Below are 20,041 nucleotides of genomic sequence, written 5' to 3' on the forward strand. Positions count from 1 at the left end.
CAATCCAAAGGCAAAACCAAATGTTGAAAGATCATTTTGAACATTGCAAAGATGAATAGGAACATTCTTTCATACAAACGGAATCAACTGTTTTGAAGACTTTTTGGGAAAAATTGAACTTTTAATTGATGAATACAACAAACAATTTAAAAAGGCCGAAGCAGTAAGTAAAAAATCAAATGTTTTTAGAAAGCCAAATACTGAAATTTTTGAAGAAGAGATGAATCTTGTAATTAAAAGAAAAATAGTTAATCATACTGTGAGATATGACAACAAATATCTTGCTCCATTTGATAATAATGGCGCTAGGGTTTCTATGTTTGAAAGTGGAGAGGCAAAGCTTATGGTAACTCCTGAAAATAAATTATTCTTTGTTGAGGGAAAAGAAAATATGAAGCCAGAGTACCGAAAGGAAACGAATTGAGCGCAATCGATGTATATGCAATATCAAAAAATCTTGATCCACAACATCAAGGTGTAAGAGCTACAATTAAAACCATGCTTCATAATAGAACATGAACATCCAGTACATTTGAAAAACTTGAAAATATATTTAAGAATTCTGCAAACCCAAACAATAAAGACATTGAATTTATTAAAAAACTATTAAGTGAAAATCTTGAAAAGTTAAATGATATTACAAAAGAAATGAAGGAATTTATTGACGCTAATTACAAATCATTTAAGTAAGTTTTTCTTGTTTCTTCTTTTTTAAAAGAAGAAAGCCTGTCTTAGCAAGACAAAAAGAAGTTTTGCTTCTTAAGACCGACAGGTCTTAATAAGAGCCAACGGCTCAATACTTATTAAATAAGTTATTTTTTATTTCAATCAACAATTTATTTGTTGATTGAAGAATATTTAAAAAGAAATTAACAAATGATGTCAATCCCCAAAAGTTATGAAAAAACTTTAGGATTGAAGACAAAATGAATTAATTAAAAGCAACTTCTTAATGATGTTGTATGTTTTAATATGCAAAATTTTAAAAAATGTAATTTAACATTTAAAAATGCGGTAAACCTTAATGTTGTACACACAAAAACAAAAAATAACACATTTTTTGCTGTTTTAGTTAAAAAAATAGCCAAACTTTTATGTGTTTTGGCTATAATTTTTACAACCTTAAAAATTGGACAAAATAGAAGAAAATTATCAACTAAAATATTTAACGAATATAATCTCTATATTAAAGAAAGAAATATTACTGATAACGAATATAGCAAATATGAACACGATGAAATTAGATACATTAAAGAAACAACAGGCAAATTAATAGTTCACCAAAATAAACTAATTGAGGATGAAATCAATAACGTCTATAGCGAATTAGATAAAAATGAACTAAATTGAATAAATGTAATTAATTTTCAAGATATAAATAAATTTACAAAATTAGAAGAGAATCTTATTCATTTTATTAAGAATTTCTATGATATTTTAGTTAATAAATTTTCTCTTAATAAAATGTATAACATTAAAACAATGAGATTCTTTAGGAAAGATGATGTAATAAATTCAGAAATTGTAAATGTATTATCATATAAAAAACCACTAACAATAAACAAAACGTTAGCAATTCAAGAAGCAAAAAATGTCAAAGATAGTAATAGTTTTGGGCATAAACCTGGTTTTAATACTGAAGATTTATATAGGAAATGAGGACTTAGTGAGGCAATTTTTGGCTTACAATTAGAAGATTCATTTAATAATGAAATGAACAGCGAATATCTTAACAATGGTACACCTCTAAGTGCAGAATATGATGAGTTTATTTGGCAAAATGAATCAAGATGAATTTATACACCAACTAATATTCAAAGTATTTCTAATGAAATTGGCAACAATATAGATGAGGCTATTGCAAAAATTAAAGATGTAAAAAGTCTTTATATATTAGATGCAATTTTTAATTCATTAAATTATGAATACAATCTTTCTAATAAAATTATAAATTTACTAATTGCGAAAAATAAAATTTATAGTAAAAGTGACTATGATGAAATATTAAGCAAATTTGTAAGATCATTGGCAAAATTATCTTATTCGTTGATATTGATGATTTTGCCGATAGTTAATATTGATTTTCCTATACATGATGCGAAAAAAGATTCATTTTTTCAGATAGCAAACGAAAAAAATATAAATGTTTATGGGGCCTACTATATTTTCATGCATGAAATAAGTAAAACATTAAATAAAGACCCTGATGATGTTTATAGATATTTAAACCATGGAACAGATAATAGTAACATACTCTATATCAAAGCAATGAGTTCTGATATAATTAAAAACATAAATACTGATGAATCATATGGAGTTAATCTATTTTTTAATTATCTTCGTAATGAATTTAATCTTGGTGTTAATCTTATTACAACAGCAGTTTTAACAAGTTCTTCATCACTCATAAGTTATTTAAATAATATTGGTAAAATTGCAAATAGATTTCTTTCTTGAACTGCCTTATATAATAAATTAAGTTTTATAGATGAATTTAACACTAAATTTGAAGTTAATTATTATTCTTGATATAGATATAATAAATTGTTTCATTATACAGCTTACAACAGTAATAAAAAAGGCTCACCTGATAATACAAAATTTATAACCAATGAATATTATAAAAATGAGTTTTTTAGAAATATTTCTTCATATACACCAGTTAGTGAATAATTTATAAAGCGTAGCAAATAATATTGCACGCTTTTTTTGTTCATTAATTTATAATAATAGCATTAAATAAAAGGGGAATAAAAATGAAGAAATTAATCTGTGTTATAGATATGTTAGAAGGATTTTGTAATAGTGGTAATCTAGCTAGTCCACTAATTAAAAAAATAGTTCCAAATATTAAGAATCTCTTAGAAGAAAACAAGGAACAAGATAATTTATTTATTTGTGATAGTCATAACTCTTATGACCTAGAGATGCAACAGTATCCACTTCATTGTCTTAAAGAAACTAAGGAAGCTCAAGTAGTAAGTGAACTTAAGTCATATGTTAAAGATATTCTTACAAAGAACTCAACTAATGCTTTTCATAATTTTGACAAAGAATTAATTAATAAATATGATGAATTTATAATTGTGGGTTGTTGTACTGATATTTGCATATTACAATTTTCACTAAGCCTTAAGACATATTTAAATGAAAAGAATATTGACAAGAAAGTCACTGTCTTAAAAGATGCTGTAGCAACTTTTGATATGCCTGGGCACAATGCTCAACAATTTAATAACTTTAGTCTAATGCTAATGTCTTATGCAGGAGTAGAAATTAAATAGATTATGACTAAGACAATTGATTTGCATGGCTTAAGTGTTGAAGCAGCAACAAGTAAAATAATTCTGGCATTAGATGAGGCGAGAAGCAATCAATTAACTTTGCTTACAATTATCACTGGTTATGGTAGTGGAACTCTTAGAACAATTACAATTGACTTAATTGAACAAGAGAATTTAGATTATATAGAAGAAGGTCCTTCAGTAATTGTTTATCTCTTAAATGATTCTAATTTAGACACAGATAATGATTTCTTCGATGAATATAATAAGAAATTCCAATAGTCAAAACTCTGCATATTCAGTGTGCAGAGTTTTGTTGTTTCTTAATTTGTGCTATCTGCGCATAATAAAAGCAAGCAAATAATTGCTTGCCTATAAATTATTCATTAATTGGGGTATATGTAGTTATTTTTCTTAATCTTTCATTTGTAAAGAAATCAGTAAATTTATGTCTTTCCAAACCATATTTTAAGTATGGATAGTCATCTTTTGCACCATATCTTCTTTTATATTCAGTAATTGTGTTAAATCTTCATCAATCAAAGTGTTTTGTGTTAAATTGATTTCCAAATTCATCGTTGAAGTCTATTCTTGTATAAAATGATGTAAAAATATTTTGGTCTTTTCTATTAGCATTGAAATATTCTTTTCAAAGAAGCATTAGTTGAAATGCTCCTGAAGTTGAAATAACGTGTGTAGAACTCATTGAAACGTCAATATTATTTTGACTGAATATACTGCTTATATCAGAGTGTAATTTATCGTGTTTCTCAGTATTTCTTTCATGAACAGTTGCAAAATGACCTTCTGGAGTGGTTATTTCTTTATGATGATAAGCACCATAACTTCATGTATCCTTATATCTATTATGTATATCTGAATCTATTTCAACTGGCAGTATCCTTGACATACCCGCCTCATATCAATTGCCAACTTGTGATTCTACATTTCATATCACATTATCCTTTTCATTTTTATTTGGCAATTCTAATGCCTTGTTATCATATGATTGATATGAACTTAATATTGAAAGTAAACTTGCATAATATAATTTTGAAAATGATTTAACTAATTTAGCCAAAATCTCGTTGTATTCTGTTTTATCAATTATTTTTTCTTTACTTTTTAACAAATCAATTACGTTATGAGTTAATTTATTTTCATAATTCAATAAGTCAAAGAATGTATCTAAGATATAAGGAGCATCATTTGCTTTAATTTTATCAAGTGCTGAAGCAACATCTGAACCGATTTCATCTGAGTTAATCGAACTATTCCACTTTGTAAAAATTCAATTATCATTAGTAACATCATATCTTGATCAATTTCTGCCAGTGTCTCTATCTCACATTGAATATGCAACCGTTGTTTTCTTACCAGGAACTAAAAACTCATTATTAAAATTTTTACCATTTCATTCAATACCATAGAGGGCTAGATTGAAACCGTATCTCTTATATAAATGACTTGCCTTACTTGAACTTGGTTTTAGCCCTCTATTTGATTGAGAATAATTTTTTGCATCCTGCATTGCTGCTGTTTTATTTGAATACTCGTTTTCACCGTTTCTAAGTATATTTACAACATCAAAGTCAAAACTTTTTCTTGATTCATTTCATTTATATTTAGGTACTTGTAAATTATAAATAGTATCATAGCCAAATTGTGTAACAACAATGTCATAAAGATTTTTAATAAAACTTGTTGACAATGTTTTTTCACTGTCGCTAAATGAATTAAACTGATTTAAATCCGGTTTTAGCAATCAGTTAACTTGATTATTATCAAGAACTTCATAAACTTTGTCAATTTGATCTTCAATTAACTTATGTTGTTGGTTAACAAAAACCTCAGCTGCATTTTTTAAATAAGCAATATCTTTGTGTGAATAATTTGTTAGTTGATCATCAGTTGATTTCTTGTTTATTGCAAATTTGTCATATTCTTTAAAAACAGCATTTCAACTGCTTGCAAAGTCTTCTTTAATTTTAATAGCAGTATTTGTGCTTTTAGCATCAAATTCTCTTTTGCTACTTATATCAAGGTAATCAGTTTTAGCTAGTAAAGAAATTTTCTTTGTTGCTTCGACGTTTCTTTGATGTCCTGCGTGGTTGTTGTTAAGAATAGATTCAATTTTCTTAACATTTTCAACAACTTTATCAAGATAAGTTTTGTATGAATGTTTTATAGAATTTAATTCAGTTGTTTTCGTTTGAATTTCTTCAATTGCACCAAAAAGTAAATTAAGTGAATTTTTAACTGTATCTATATTGCCCTCCGCTCACTCATCAGCCTTTTTAGTACTAATTTCATCGTTTTTAGTCTCAATTCATTTTTTAGCTTGCTTAACTTCTTCTAGTTCAATATAGTTCTTATAATTGTCAATTTCACTATAACTAAACTCATATACACTTGGTAATTTGTCACTATCGCTAACATTTGAATTTATTACTCTTTTGATAGCCTCAAAATTAGCAGAATCAACAGCACTTAATTTATTTATTGATAACAAATCATTAAGAAATTCATTAAGATCCTTGTTAGCAGAATTAAATGAATTGTTGAAGTTTTTAGCAAGAGCTTCGTTGCTTCTAGCTTCTTGTTCTCTGATTTCTGAGTATGAGAAATTAAATAAATTAAAGTTTTCTATATTTGCTTTTCTTTGGTTATATGCATCTTTAAATGCATTAAGTCTAGCTTTGGCATATGTATAATATGAAATACTATTATCTTTTAATTTAATAACTTTACTCTTAATATTAGCAAATGTATCAATTAAAATATCTCTTTGACTCAAATAATCGTCCTTTTTTAATTGAGAGAAGTCAATATCAGCTGTATTTGAAAACTCAGTAATCTCTTTTCAATCTGATTCAAATTTTAAGAATTTAATGTATTCATTTAGGTTACCATTAAATGAATTTACCTTTTCTTTTAGTTCACTTGTTATAAATGAAGCAAATTCATTATTAAGCGATTTTTCAGCACTATTTAATTCATCGACTTTTGTAACTAATTCAATTAATGAATCAATACTTTTAAGTTGAACGGAACTTTGATAGGTCTTAAAAGTATTATTTTTGCTATAAAGTTCATTGTAATTTTCACTTTTAATACTTAAATTGAGCAACTGCGTTTTGCTTAAAAGATTTTTCTCCGCAACTTTTGTCTTGAGTCTATCAATAGATGAAGTAATAAAAGGAATTACATCAGTTTTAATTTTTTTTGCAAATTCAATGATGTCTGTCTTTGTTCTTGAATATTGTTCAATAAGTTCGTCTCTCTTAGTTAGATATTCATTAACTTTAAGAGATGAAAAGTCAAAATTCTCACTCTTTGAATATTTTGTTATTTTTTCTCACAAATTTGCTAGGTCAAATTCACTAACTAAGACATTCAAATTTCTATTAATATTATTAATTTTTGTTTTAATTTCATTATTAGAAAAATTTTGCAATTCTGTATTTAAGTTCTTGTCAGTATTAATTATTTCTGATGATTTAGAAAGTAATAATGTAACTTTCTCAAGATTATATAAGGATGTGTTTTTCACAATATTAATATATTCATCATCAAGTTGGAACAATTTTTTGTAATCTGTATCTTTATTACTAAAATCAACTAAGTCAGTCTTTTCTAATAGTTTAAAACTTTGAACATTCGATCTCAATGAAAGAGTTAATTTAGAAACAAGTGTGTTAACATCATTAATAAATGAACCAACATTTGTGTTTGCTAATTCTAATTGGTCTAAAAGTTCATTTCTGGAATATTCAAGCAATTCAATAACATAACCTTCAGCAGTAAAGTATTTGGCCAATATTTCCTTAGCAGATGTAAAACTATCAGCTGAAATATTAGAAAAATCAATTAATTTATTAATTTCAGTATTATTAAGTATTTGCTTACTAATAGAATTAGTAGTTACTTTCTCGTTAAATTTAGCTAATACACCTTCTTCTCACAGTTTGCGATCGCTACTAATTAATTCCAAGCCAGCAATAATGAAATCAGCAGTGAGTTTCTTTGCACCGTTTTCTTTTTGTATTTTATCTTTCTGAATTACATAGTTTTTGATACTACTTTCAAGATTTGAAAACTTACTTTCTTTATCTTTTGTTGTGTTAATTAACCAATTATCGCTATCTTTTAATGAGATTAGTTCTTTGGCAAGATTGTTAACTTTATCAAAACGTTGCAATAATCACTTGTCAGTTTCAAGTAGTTCATCAGTTTGCTTAATTCCTTCTGGAATACTTTTCTCAAAGAATTGTCTTTCTCTATAATTCTTTGCTTTTCTTAAAAATTGCTTACTGCCCGGATGATGACCAACTTTATATTTTGAATAAGTTTGTAGTCTTTGCAATAAACCATTTTGTAATTGCTTATTTATTTCAATTTGAACCTTAAACTTATCTAAAATATTATTTAATTCTTTTTCAATATCGACATCAATACTTCCTCTCTTAACTCTACGATCGATATCTTTATATGTATTCTCAAGTTCAACATTTTTATCGTTAAATTGTCTGTTAAGGTCTTTAATGTGATCCATCTCTTTCGAATAGTTTCTCTTGTCACTGGCTACTCCAACTATTGTGCCTATTGAAAGAGTACCTACTATTGCTCCTGCAATACCTAGTGATATTCCAACAACTTTTCTCTTCTTCTTAGTCATAATACCTCCTATTATGTTTACTTATTTCTGTTTTAAATTGTTATTCATTTATTGGTTCATATTTGACTAATTTCTTTACTTTTTCATCAGTAAAGAAATCAGTGAATTTATGGCGTTCTAAGCCATGTTTAAGGTATGAGTATTCATTATTAATTTGAGCTCCAAATGTTCTCTTGTATTCTGTGATTGTATTAAATCTTCATCAGTCAAAGTGTTTAGTATTAAATTTATTGCCAAAATCATCAACAAAACTTAATTTACTGTAGTAAGCAGCAAAGATGTTTTGATCGCCACTGACAATTTTAAAATATTTGTCATCGAGTAATACTTGTTGGAAGGGTGCTGACGTTGAAATAACATGCGTTGTATCATGTGATACATTAACTCCTCTACTCTCAAAAGTTTTGTTTATATCAGAATATAACACATTAAATTCTTCATTGTACTTTTTACCAACTTCTGAAAAATGTCATTCTGGTAAACCTTTATAATAATTTAATCTATGTTCCTGATAACTCAAATGAATTCTAAAATCATTTATCTCAACATTCATCGTTTTTGATACCCCAGCATTTAATCATTTACCTTTTGATGATTCAACATTTAGTACTACATCTTCTGGTTTTTCTCTATCAGGTAAGTATAATGATTTATTATCATTTGATTGGAATGAACTTAAAGTTGAAAGAATACTTGTGTATGTCAATTTTGCAAGAGAATTTACTAGTTTTGTGAAAATTTCATCATATTCTACATTATCAATGAGTTTGTTTTTTAATTTTAATACTTCAATTACACTATGAGTTAATTGATTTTCATAATTTAACATATCAAGGAATGTATCCAAAATATATGATGCTCTATCATCTTTAATTTTTTCTAATGCCGTTACTTCATCAAAACCTACTTCATTTGAACTAATTGATGTATTTTGCTTATAAAAAATTCAATTTTTTTCAGTAATATAAACATCTTCTCATCCAAAAATATTACGCTTACAAACTACATACTTTGTACTTTGTTTACCGGGAACTAAAAGTTCATTATTAAAATTCTTACCCATATAGTCAATACCATAAAAAATTTGATCAAAGCCATAACGTTTATATAAATTTTTAGCTTTATCTGAATTAGGTTTTAGACCAGGTTGGCTCTCATACTTTTTAGCATCTTCCATGGCTTTGGTTTTGTTCGCATATTCACTTTGGCCATTTCTAAGTATATTTACTGAATCAAAAATAAATTTTTTATTACTTTCATCATATTTGTATTTTGGAGATTGAAAATTGTAAATTGTGTTGTAACCAAATTGATCAACTAAAATTTTGTAAAGATTCTTAACAAAATTTACACGTAATGTTTTTTCAGATTCAACAAATTTATTGAAATTACTCTTTTGCGGTAATTGGTTTCAATTAATCGAACCTTGATCTAGTACACCATATATTTCATTTATTGATGCATCAATTATGGCATGTTGGTGCTCAATAAATTGACTAACAGCATCTTTAAGATATGCAATATCATTGTGTGAATACTTAGTTAATTCAGGTTCTAGTAATTTCTTAACTTCTTCATATTTGTCATATTCTTTAAATACTTCAACTCATGTTTTAGCATATTTTTCTTTTAGAGTCTTTGCATTGTTTTCAATTTTTGAACTAAATTGTTCTTTGTTATTTACATCTAAATAATCAGTTTTTGCATAAGATATAATTTTATCCTTAGCTTCAATATTCTTTTTGTTGTTTGCATGTCCGCTTTCAACAATAGATTTAAGTGCATTGATATTTTCAAAAACTGTGTCTAGGAATGATTTATAACTTTCTTTAACATCTTCTAATGATTTAACCGAATTATTAATTTCCTCAATTAAGGTAAATATCGAAGTAAAAGAACTTCTCACTGTTTCAAGATTGTTTTCAACTCATTGTTCCGATTTTTTTGATTGAACTTCTGCATTTTTTGTTTCAACTAATGTTTTAACACCTTTAACATCATCAAGTTGTTCAAAAGGCTTGTAACCATCAATCCCACTATAACTAAATTCATATGCAGTAGGAAATTTATCACTATCAGTGATATTTAAATTAAGTGCACTTTTGAGCGTTTCAAAATTATTAGTATCAATTGATACTAATTGACTAACCGATTGAACATTAGCAAGAAATTCATCAACTTGCTTGTTATTGGCATTAATTAGTGATTCTAGATTTTTACCTAATGCATCATTGATTACATTTTCTCTTTCGGCAATTTTCGAGTATGAAAAGTTTAATGAATTAAATCCATTCAATTTAGATTTCTTAGATGAATATGCCGTTTTAAATGCATTAAGACGATTCTTACCATATGTATAATTGCTTAATGATTTATTTTTAAGAAGATTAATAATCTCTTTTGATTTTAAAAATGAATCAATTAATGTATTTCTTTGGTTGATGTATTCTTGTGCTTTAATAGTTGAAAAGTCAATGTTTGAACTCTTAGAAAAGTTAACTAGTTCATCTCATTGTGTTTTGAGTCCAATTAGTTCAATGAATGAGTCAATATCTCCACCAAATTCACTAACTTTTGATTTAAGAGATGAATTTATAAAAGAATTTAATTCAATAATTTGATATTTTTCTTTCAAAATAAGTGTATTTGATTTAGTGATTAGTTGAGTAACTTTTTCAAGATTTCAAAGTGATGAATTTGTAGATATTGACTTAATTTCTTCAACATAACGATAAAGCTCCCCATATGAGTCACTTTTATCACTTATATCGAGCATATTAGTTTGATTAAATGCATTTTTAGACTCTAATTTTGACTTTAGCGAAGTAATAAGATTTGTAACATAACTTAAAACTTCGTTATTAAAGTTAGCGATGTCATCATTTACTTTTGATAGTTCACTAATAATTTCACTTCTCTTGACATCTTCATTAGAAATTAATTTGCCGTCTTTATCAAAATATCTTGCTAAGACACTTTTAACTTTTTCATACTCTACTATTGATAAATTACTATTGTCTTTTAATAAGTCAATATCATTGTTGTTTAATATTTTTTCACTAATTGAATTGTTTGGATTTGATTTTGATTTAGTGAATTTAGTCAATATAGCCTCTCATAATTTCTTATCTTCACTAAATAATTTAATACCCGCAAAAATGAAATCAGCTGTCAATTCTTGTTTATTATCTTTGATTGGCAATTTAGTTTTTTGACTCTTATATTCATCAATTGATTTTTGTAAATTATTGAATTTAGAATCTTTTGCACTAATTGAGTCAATTAGTAAATTGTTTGAGTCTTTAAGTGAGATTAATTCATTAGCATTTTCAACCACCTTATCGAAGTAACTAATAAGTCAATTACTTTCTGAAAGCAAAGCATTTGTTTGTTGTTCAGCATCAGGAAGCGTTTCATTAAAGAAAAGTTGCTCTTTAAGGTTTGCTGATTTTCTTAAAAATGATTTATTGCCCGGGTGGTGACCAACACCGAATTTTGCATATTTGTCAATTTTTTCTTGAAGTTGTTTCTGAATGTAATTATTTGTAGAAATTTGATCATTGTATCTAGATAATAATTTTTCGAGATCTTCCTTGATTGAATCATAGCCAGGTTGACCAACAACTTTTTGAATAATATCATCATGTATTTTTTTAAGTTTCTTACTATTAATCTCAAAGTCTTTTTTAAGTGTCTTCATTCACTCATTGACTTTAACATAATTAGATTTATCAACTGATACACCGGCAATTGCACCAATTGATATTACACCAACTATCCCGCCACCAATACCAGCCGATATCCCAACGAGTTTCTTATTTTTCTTAGTCATATATCCCTTTGTTTCTTCTATATCAATATTTCTAGTTTTTGAGTAATGTAGTCAAATTTTTGGGACATTAGGAAAATAATGTCATAAGAATTTACTAAATTTAAAGAAATATTTGACCATTATTTTATTGTTAAATACCTATAACAAAATAGTTAAAAATCCAGTGTTTTAAATAAATTAAATTTTTATATTTTCTTCCTTTAAATTTGCTAAAACGCCTATAAAACAGCAAAATTAGGAATTATTCTTATTTGAAATTTTTGTTCTAACCGCAAAATAAAAATGCCACTTGTTTGCAACAACAAGTTAGCATTATAGTTATTATTCTTTTGTTTCTTGATTATTTGTTGATTCTTTATCATCAAACACCAAGTCGCTTTCAAGAGGTTTATTAACTACTTCTTCTTTAACACTAATTTCTAGCCCAAAAGGAACCAATAATTGAAGTGCTAAATAAATTAAGTAGAAGTCATCCATTAATTTATTTACAATAGTTTCAATAATATCTTCTTTATTGATATTTTTTGCAATAAAGATTAAGTCAACTAATTCAAAAGGTATGTCAAATCAAATAAATGCTTCTGTATTTCTAACAATAAATGACAAGTTATCTATTAAGAATTTCTTGTTAGCCTTAGTGTTTGGAACACTAATTTGACTAATTATTAGTTCATTGTAAATTTCATTTAGAAATTCTAAATTATTCTTTTGATTAAGCCATGATTCCAATACAAAAGGATTATTAGATTTAATTAATAATTTTTCATATGATTTAGGTATATCGATACTTTTGTAATCATTTGGTGTATAAATATTATCTTTGTCAAATAATGAAACATTAACTTCAGGATTAAGGTTTTTTAATTTAACAGCAATACCAAAACGTTTTTTAGTAAGTTTTTGTTCAATTAAATTTCCATATGTTTGAGCGTTTGTTTTTAGCACACGCTTTTTAATTTTACGACTAAGAGAGTTGATATTATGTCAAATACTACCTTGGTATTCAATGTTGTGCATTTTAATATATTGATTAGTTGTTAGTGCTTCATATTGTTCATATTTCTTGCAAATAGGAGCAAAACCACTTTTGAGATCGCTGAAGTTATGTGTGTTTTTATAAAAGTTGATTAGTTCATAATTTTTGTCAGTATTATTACCATCTTCATCAATATTTTCTTTATATCCTAATGTAAAGAAATTAAACAACTTTTTAATTAATTTATACTTATCTAAACTAGTAATTACATCTTTTAAAACATACTTTTTAGCTCTATGTCCAATTATAAGAACAATTAGACCTAAAAAAATAAAACTAAATGATGTTCCTAGCATAATTCCATAAAAAAGTTCTCGTTTAATTTTTCCTAGAAGTTGCATATTTCTAAAATAATCAAAAACAAATAGAAACACAATTGTTATTAATAATAACAAGCCAAGAACAAAGATTGAAACACCACTTCAAAAACCACTTTTAGCTCAATTAATTTTTCTACTTTTCTTTCTGTCAGCAAAGTAATTGTTAATTAATTGTGTAGTTAGTTTGCTAATAGTTGGACGTTTTGAACGAATAAATGATTCTTTGGAAACTAATTTGTTTGATACTGACATAGTACCTCATCTTTCTATAGGTATTATTATATATGAATAATCAATATTTAGTAAATTTTGGACTCTTAGCCCGTGATGTATCTATAAACAAAAAAACTTTTGCTCTTTTTATAGCAAAAGTAAATTTTTATTATTGGATTTTAGTAACCATCTTTTGATGATTGGCCTTCAACAATAGCCACTGAACGACTTGTGCCAAAACGATTTGCACCAGCATTTGTCATATTGATCATGTCATCTTTGTTGCTGATTCCACCAGCTGCTTTGATTAATAATTTGTCGCCACAAACACTTTTCATAATTTTAACATCTTCAAGTGTTGCTCCTCTTGTTGAAAAACCTGTTGAAGTTTTAATGAATTCAGCACCTGATGCCATAACAATTTCTGTTGCTTTTTTAATTTCGGTTTCGCTTAATAATGCTGTTTCAATAATAACTTTTAACACATGTTTACCACAAGCTTTTTTAACAGCTTTAATGTCTTCTAAAACATAGTCATAGTCACCCATTTTCATTTTTCCAATTTGAATAACCATGTCAATTTCATCAGCACCAGCTTTAATAGCTTCCTTAGCTTCATAAGCTTTGCAATTTGTTAGCATTGCACCTAAGGGGAAACCTATAACTGATGTAATACCGATGTTTGTTTTAGCTAATTTTTCTTTACAGTATGCTACTCATGAAGAATTAACACAAACTGTTTTGAAATCGTACTTAATAGCTTCTTCTAATAATTTGTCAATTTCTTTTGTTGTTGCATCAGCTTTTAAGTATGTATGATCGATCATTTTGTTGTAATTTGTACTCATAATTTATCTCCTAATTTAGTTATTTTAATTTAGCAATTATAATCTTATTTTCAACTTTTGAATTGCCAATTTTGTATCCTGTTGCAAGTTCATTTATTAATGAACTATCAATAGGATTTGATGAGTAAAGTGTAAATAGTTTTTGACCTTTTGTAACTTTGTGATTTGTTTTTGCATGAAGACTAATACCAGCTTCAAAGTCAATTGAGTCTTCCTTAGTTGCACGACCTGCACCTAATTTCATAGCTACAATTCCAAATATAAGAGAATCAAAGATATCTAAATATCCATCTTTTTGAGTTACTACTTCAAGTGAGTGCTTTGGTGCTCAAAATTTAGGATCTTTAAGTGCTTTAACATCTCCACCTTGAAGTTGAATAAATTCATAGAATTTTTCAAGTGCTTTACCGTTGTTAATAACTTCACTAACTTTTTTGATTCCTTCACTATGATTTTTAACTAATTTAGCTTGTTATAAAATAGTTGCGCATGAAGAATAAACTAATTCGTTAAAATCTTCTGGTCCATTTCCTTGAAGAGTTCTAATTGCTTCAAGAACTTCGTTTTTGTTTCCAATTTCGCAACCAATAGGTTGGTTCATGTTGGTTATTTCAGCACGAACATCAACATTAAGTTCTTTACCAATTGAGATCATTGTCTTTGCCAATTCCTTAGCACTTGCTTCGGTTTTCATAAATGCACCATTACCGCATTTAACATCTAATAAAATTGCATTTGAACCTGTTGCTAATTTTTTAGACATAATACTTGAAGCAATAAGAGGTATTGAGTTAACGCAACCTGTAACATCTCTAAGTGCATAAAGTTTTTTGTCCGCAGGAACTAGTTCACCTGTTTGACCAATAACTGAAATATTGTGTGCTTTAACTTGTTCAATAAATTGTCTTTCACTAAGTTCAATCTTAAAGCCTGGAATTGATTCTAACTTGTCAAGTGTTCCGCCTGTGTGTCCTAAACCACGACCACTCATTTTAGCAACCGGTGCACCTAGTGCAGCACAAATTGGAGCAACTGCAAGTGTTGTTTTATCTCCAACCCCTCCAGTTGAGTGTTTGTCAACTTTTATTCCTGGAATTTCACTTAGGTCAATAATGTCACCAGAGTGCATCATTGTTTTAGTAAATGTTGCTAGTTCGCCCTTAGCCATTCCTTGGAACATAACAGCCATAATAAAAGCTGCCATTTGATAATCTGGTGTCTTGCCAGCAACATATGAAGAAATTAAGAATTCGATTTCTTGGCTACTTAATTCTTTTCCTTCTCTTTTCTTTTCGATTAAATCTACTACACGCATCGCTTAACCTCCGCTACTTTGCAACACCTAGTGCAATTTCCATCATGTTTTTAAATGCACTTTGTCTTTCATCTGCACTTGTTTCTTCATGAGTGATTAAATTGTCGCTAATTGTTAAAAGGCAAGCAGCGTTTTTACCTAATTTTTCTGCATTAGTAAAAAGTGCATAAGATTCCATTTCAACACAAAGTGCATGTGTTTCTTCAATTCTTTCTTCAAGAGGTACTGATGAATAAAAGACATCAGAAGAGTGCACACGACCAGTGGTTAATTTAATATTTAATTTTTTAGCTACTTTTTCTATTTCGCTATTTAATTTTGCACTTGGTAGTGCTATGTGGCTTTTGTCTCCAATTACAAGTCTTCTGTAACTTGAACCATCTGAAAAAGCTTCTGTTGCTAAAACTGTTTCATATAAGCTTAATTCAGCCTTGTATGAGCCAGCTGAACCAATTCTTATGATGTTATCAACATCATAGAATTTGAATAATTCATATGAATAAATACCAATTGAAGGGCAACCCATTCCACTACCAGCAATAGTTACTGGATGTCCTTTATATGTACCTGTGTACATATACATATTTCTAACTGTGTTAACTAATTTAAAACCCTTATCCAAAAATGTTTCAGCAATGAATTTAGCTCTTAATGGATCTCCGGGCATTAAAACTGTTTTAGCAATTTCGCCTTTCTTGGCATTAATGTGTGGTGTCATAATTCTCCTTAAATTAATGTTAATAAGTACTTGATTTTATGTTTAATTTGTACATTATTGGACATCAACTAATAGAAACCTGATAGAGTGCGATTTAAATAATATTAGTGATTTTTACTTAATACTTAGTATATTAAACATACGAGTAAATTTTAACATATATTAAATATGCACTCTTTAAATGAACAACACCTTTGCTCTTAAAGTGTTAATTTAAGAGCAAAGTATGGCAAATTACCATAATTAACAATAACTAAAAAAAATAATAAAAACATTTACACATTTATTAAAAAATGCTTTGATAATTAATATTTTTATTAATATGACTTATATATAATTTATTAAATAAATTTGATAACTTTTTTAATTGATGAGGTAAATTATGAAAAAGATTAAGAAAATTGCAATTTTAACTTCAGGTGGTGATGCACCAGGGATGAATAGTGCAATTAGAGCTGCTGCCAAAATGGCAAGAAGTCAAGGAATTGAAACATTTTTAGTTTATGAAGGTTATAAAGGGTTAGTTGAAGATAATATTATTAACTCTACTCAAGTTGATTTAGACTTTTTCAATAGTTGAGGTGGTACATGTATTTATTCAGCTCGTTATCCTCAATTTAAAGATCCAGATGTTCGTGAAATTGCTATTAAAAATTTACACAAACGTAAAATAGATGCCTTAATTGTAATAGGTGGTGACGGTTCATATGCAGGAGCTCAATTATTACATGAAAAAGGAATTAAAACTATTGGACTTCCAGGAACAATTGACAATGATATAGCTTCAAGTGATTACACAATTGGTTATGATACAGCACTAAATACAGTTGTTAGAAGCATTGACCAAATAAGAGATACAGCATCAAGTCACAAAAGAATTATGATTATTGAAGTTATGGGAAATCACTGTGGTGACTTAGCACTACACTCTGGACTAGCAACAGGAGCTGAAATTATAGCAACAAGCGAATATAGAATTGATGAAAAAGAAATTATTAATAATTGTGTTAAAATAACTTCAAAAGCAAGCCCAATGAGAAGAAATATTTCTATTGTGGTTAGTGAAAAACTTTATGACATCAAACAATTAGCAAAGGATATTGAAAAAGCAACAGGTTGATCAACTAGAGCAAATGTTTTAGGTCACTTACAACGTGGTGGAAATCCATCTGCACAAGAGAGAATTTTAGCTTCATTATTTGGTATTAAAGCAGTTGAGTGTTTACTTGAGGGCAAAAGTGGTGTAGCAATAGGAATTATTAACAATGATATTATTGCACTTCCAATTACTGAAGCATTAAGCATGGAGAATAAATCAAAGGCTAAAGTTAAAGAAAAAGCTATTAAATTTAACGAATTAAATCAATTAGACTAATATAAAAATAGTGTCACTCAAATGACATTATTTTTATCCCCTTGTATGATTTTACTAACAAAAGTTGTAGTTTTATTGCCTAAAATTGAATAAATTAGATTTATTAAAACTCAACAACATAACTTATTGAAGATAAAAAAATATTTATTATTTTTAAATAATAATCTATTATTATAGAGCAACATTATTAGAAAGGAGCAAACTATGAGAGTTAAAATGAACAAAAAACCTATAGTTTTTAGTGATGTCGATGGAACACTTTATGCAAGAGATTGCTATGTTTCTAATTTTAATTTAAATATTATTAAACAAGATGATTTAAGTTTTAACATTGCAACAGGTAATCCAATTTGCCCAAGAATGCTAAAACTTGCTAAACTAGTTGATGCTGATTATGTAATTGGATCTTCTGGTGTTCAAATTTATGATTATAAGAAATCAAAATACTTACATGAAGAATATTTAGATGCGGATGTAGTTAAAAAAATATTCCAAATATTCAAAAAAAATGATGTTTCAGCAGCTGCTTGAAGTAGTGAAGCATTCTATGTTTTTAAAGAAGATGACAAGGAATTTTTAAACAAAATTTATTATCGTTTTGAAAGTTTTGATCAATTTGAGTTATATGAGAATCAAAGTGATATTAAAAAAATTGCAAAAATTGAGGTCTACTTTGAAAATACACCTAATATTGACCATCTAATTGATGAATTAAGCAAACTTAATTGCCAATTAATTAAAACTCATATGAATTTAGAAATAATTTCAAAAGGTGCTTCAAAAGGCAATGCAATCTTATGACTACTTAAAAATGTTTTAAAAGTTTATACAACCGAGGAAGTTATGGTTATTGGAGATAGTGAAAACGATTATTCAATGTTCCATAAATTTAATTATTCATATGTTATGGATAATGCAAAAGATGAAGTAAAAGACAAAGCAAACTTTATAACTAAAGCCGTTCAAGAGCACGGCTTAGGTTATGCAGTACTTGATTACCTTGAAAAATTTAATAAGAATAAATAGCTACTTAATGCTATTTTTTTGATATTTTTATATAATTTAAAAACTTAATTTATAAAGGAGAAACTATGGCCAGATTTATTGATGAAATCAAGATTATGTTACAAGCCGGAAAAGGCGGAGATGGAATGATTTCATTTCGTCGTGAGGCACATGTTGACAAAGGTGGTCCTGATGGCGGTGATGGTGGAAGAGGCGGAAACATCTATTTTATAGGTGATTTAGGTAAAAACACTCTTCTAAGTCTTTATGGTAATAAAAAAATTACTGCTGAAGATGGCGTTAATGGTGGACCTAAAAATTTATATGGTGCAGCTGGTAAAGATACTTATGTTAAAGTTCCTCTTGGCACCGTTGTTTATAAAGGCAATAAAGTAATTGCAGATGTTATTGAAGCAGATAAAAAATATTTAGTGGCTCAAGGTGGACAAGGTGGTCGTGGAAATATGAAGTTTAAAAGCCCAAGAAATACCGCTCCGCGTATTTGTGAAAATGGAACTAAGGGCGAAAAATTTGAAGCTCATATTGTACTAAAAGTTATGTCTGATGTTGGTGTAGTAGGTAAACCAAGTGCTGGAAAGAGCACGCTTTTAACAGTAATTAGTAATGCAAAAGCAAAGATAGCTGAATATGAATTTACAACTCTTGTTCCACAACTTGGATTAGTCAAATATTTTGATAATTCATTCACAGTAGCTGACTTACCTGGATTGATTAAAGGTGCAAGCTTAGGTAAAGGACTTGGTTTTCAATTCTTAAAACATATTGAGAGATGCCGCGTTATAGCCCATATTATCGACTTTGGTTCGAGTGATAAAAACCCAATTGAAGACTATGAAACAATTAACAATGAACTTGCTTCATATAGTATGAAATTAGAGTCAAAAGAACAAATTGTTATTGCCAATAAAAGCGACTTACCAGATTTTAAGCAACACCTTAAAATATTTAAAAAGAAATATCCAGAAGTTAAAATCATTCAAATTAGTGCTCTTGAACAAAATAATTTAGATGAACTTAAAGGTGCACTTTGGAGTGCAATAGAAGCTAACAAAGCTACACCTGTTGCTGAAGTAGAAGAAGTTGAAATGGTTGAAATTAAACTTGAGGAAGATTACACAATTGTAAAATTGCACCATGGTTTCTTTGAAATTAGTGGACCAAAAATTCAAAAAATCTACGAGAAAATTCCTCTTGTTTCATATGATAACTTAATTAGGTTTAACCATATGCTTAAAAAAATAGGTGTTTGAGATGACCTTGTTAAAAAAGGAATTGAACCTGGCGACACAGTAAGAATATTTGAATATGAATTTGAATGAGATGGAGATTTTAATAGTTAATTTTTTGAAAAAACCTATAAAACAGTTGTTTTGGTCAAAGCTAGTGGCCAACTTTT

General features: G+C 27.8%; 13 protein-coding genes and 1 pseudogene. 8 read left to right on the forward strand and 6 right to left on the reverse strand.

Translation table 4 applies throughout. The features are described 5' to 3' along the window. Positions 1-43 precede the first annotated feature (43 nt). The 5 genes from NPA07_RS02560 to NPA07_RS02580 all read left to right on the forward strand — a co-directional run bounded on the left by NPA07_RS02560 (position 44) and on the right by NPA07_RS02580 (position 3,566). The gene (locus NPA07_RS02560; protein WP_256553308.1) at positions 44-481 is read left to right on the forward strand and encodes a hypothetical protein; all 438 of its coding nucleotides are present in this window, start codon (positions 44-46) and stop codon (positions 479-481) included. Next, entirely contained in the window at positions 421-690 is a 270-nt protein-coding gene (locus tag NPA07_RS02565; RefSeq protein ID WP_256553166.1) for a hypothetical protein, read from the forward strand. The genes NPA07_RS02560 and NPA07_RS02565 overlap by 61 nt, the downstream gene beginning before the upstream one ends. Positions 691-1,101: 411 nt before the next feature. Then, positions 1,102-2,673, forward strand: a complete 1,572-nt coding sequence (locus tag NPA07_RS02570; protein ID WP_126118571.1) for a hypothetical protein — start codon at positions 1,102-1,104, stop codon at positions 2,671-2,673. 83 nt (positions 2,674-2,756) lie between these two features. Further along, positions 2,757-3,284 (forward strand): isochorismatase family cysteine hydrolase, encoded by a 528-nt coding sequence (locus NPA07_RS02575; protein WP_126118572.1) that lies wholly within the window; start codon positions 2,757-2,759, stop codon positions 3,282-3,284. Positions 3,285-3,287: 3 nt separating this feature from the next. Next, on the forward strand, positions 3,288-3,566 hold the full coding sequence (locus NPA07_RS02580) for a Smr/MutS family protein (RefSeq protein WP_126118573.1): 279 nt from the start codon (positions 3,288-3,290) through the stop codon (positions 3,564-3,566). Between the two features lie 97 nt (positions 3,567-3,663). Here the strand turns inward: NPA07_RS02580 and NPA07_RS02585 are convergent, their stop codons facing one another. The 6 genes and pseudogenes from NPA07_RS02585 to deoD form a co-directional block, all read right to left on the reverse strand. Next, positions 3,664-7,962: a hypothetical protein gene (locus NPA07_RS02585; RefSeq protein ID WP_126118574.1), complete on the reverse strand. Its 4,299-nt coding sequence runs from the start codon at positions 7,960-7,962 to the stop codon at positions 3,664-3,666. A 40-nt stretch (positions 7,963-8,002) separates the two neighbouring features. Next, entirely contained in the window at positions 8,003-11,794 is a 3,792-nt protein-coding gene (locus NPA07_RS02590) for a hypothetical protein (protein WP_126118575.1), read from the reverse strand. Between the two features lie 321 nt (positions 11,795-12,115). Next, on the reverse strand, positions 12,116-13,402 hold the full coding sequence (locus NPA07_RS02595) for an MAG2810 family protein (protein ID WP_126118576.1): 1,287 nt from the start codon (positions 13,400-13,402) through the stop codon (positions 12,116-12,118). 140 nt (positions 13,403-13,542) lie between these two features. Further along, positions 13,543-14,211, reverse strand: a complete 669-nt coding sequence (gene deoC / locus NPA07_RS02600; protein ID WP_126118577.1) for a deoxyribose-phosphate aldolase — start codon at positions 14,209-14,211, stop codon at positions 13,543-13,545. Positions 14,212-14,230: 19 nt separating this feature from the next. Continuing rightward, a pseudogene (locus NPA07_RS02605) lies at positions 14,231-15,526 on the reverse strand (pyrimidine-nucleoside phosphorylase). A 13-nt stretch (positions 15,527-15,539) separates the two neighbouring features. Beyond that, complete coding sequence (deoD, locus tag NPA07_RS02610) at positions 15,540-16,244, reverse strand: purine-nucleoside phosphorylase (protein WP_126118578.1); 705 nt, start codon at positions 16,242-16,244, stop codon at positions 15,540-15,542. 382 nt (positions 16,245-16,626) lie between these two features. Here deoD and pfkA point away from each other — a divergent pair, with 382 nt between their 5' ends. From pfkA to obgE, 3 genes are all read left to right on the forward strand, one after another. Then, positions 16,627-17,619, forward strand: coding sequence for a 6-phosphofructokinase (gene pfkA / locus NPA07_RS02615; protein WP_126118579.1), 993 nt, complete (start codon positions 16,627-16,629; stop codon positions 17,617-17,619). Between the two features lie 204 nt (positions 17,620-17,823). Beyond that, entirely contained in the window at positions 17,824-18,645 is an 822-nt protein-coding gene (locus NPA07_RS02620; protein WP_126118580.1) for a Cof-type HAD-IIB family hydrolase, read from the forward strand. Between the two features lie 65 nt (positions 18,646-18,710). Beyond that, on the forward strand, positions 18,711-19,985 hold the full coding sequence (obgE, locus tag NPA07_RS02625; RefSeq protein WP_126118581.1) for a GTPase ObgE: 1,275 nt from the start codon (positions 18,711-18,713) through the stop codon (positions 19,983-19,985). Positions 19,986-20,041: the final 56 nt, after the last annotated feature.

The organism is Mycoplasmopsis caviae (assembly GCF_024498215.1).
Taxonomy (GTDB): Bacteria; Bacillota_I; Bacilli_A; order Mycoplasmatales; family Metamycoplasmataceae; genus Mycoplasmopsis; species Mycoplasmopsis caviae.